This window comes from Paraburkholderia sp. EG304, assembly GCF_046543485.1.
Classification (GTDB): Bacteria; Pseudomonadota; Gammaproteobacteria; order Burkholderiales; family Burkholderiaceae; genus Paraburkholderia; species Paraburkholderia youngii.
In genome coordinates this window covers 1-874 of record NZ_JBKGUA010000254.1, presented here as the reverse complement: position 1 = coordinate 874, position 874 = coordinate 1, and the positions used below count along the sequence as shown (strand labels likewise).

Genomic DNA, 874 nt, shown 5'->3' with positions numbered 1-874 from the left:
TTGCGACGAATATTATGCCGAGTAATTCGTCACCTCGATCACGACAGTCCGCTGCCGGCCAACTGCGTCACAACATAAAACCCAACTTGGGATAATGGGCCTTATGCGGAGTTCGGCATAAGGCGCATGCGAGGCGACAGATATACGAGCTGCACGCAGCGCGCCCGAATGCGTTGAACACCGAGGCGCTTGAGCGTATCGGCGCGCTATACAGGATTGAGGAAACAATCAGGGGCAAGCCGCCCGACCAGCGCCGTGCGCATCGCCAGAAGCATGCGCGGCCGCTACTCGATCGAGTCCGTGCGTGGCTCACAACGGCGCTGGAGACCCTCTCGCGCAAATCGGATACGAGCCGGGCGATCCTCTATGCGCTGAACCGGTGGGAAGCGCTCACACGCTATTGCAATGACGGCCAGCTCGAAATCGATAACCTGCCAGTCGAGCGCGCGCTACGCGGGGTGGCCATCGGTCGACGCAACTATCTGTTCGCTGGAGCAGACTCCGGCGGCGAACGTGCCGCCGCGATCTACAGCCTCATTGGCACCGCAAAACTCAACGGCATCGATCCAGAGGCGTATCTGCGCTTCGTGCTCGCGCGCATCGCCGAGCATGCGATCAACCGCATCGATGAACTCGCACCGTGGGTCGTCGCCGATCAACTCCGCACCGCGGCCTAAAGATCTCAGTCTCCAGTCAAGACGTCGCCGAGGCCACGCTTACTTTTCGCTTGCTTCAATGCTGTTTGTTGATTTCGGCCGCGTAAACGCAAAAACCCCACCGCTGGGGGTGGGGTTTCTGGCTTGTGGGGGAGCCTGACGATTACCTACTTTCACACGGGCAATCCGCACTATCATCGGCGTGGAGTCGTTTCACG

The 874-nt window shown here is 59.8% G+C and carries 1 pseudogene; it reads left to right on the top strand.

Features of this window, described 5'->3' with window-relative positions:
- Positions 1 to 122 precede the first annotated feature (122 nt).
- Positions 123 to 677: pseudogene (tnpC, locus tag ACLFKU_RS43705) on the top strand (IS66 family transposase); the annotation flags it as partial.
- Positions 678 to 874 lie beyond the last annotated feature (197 nt).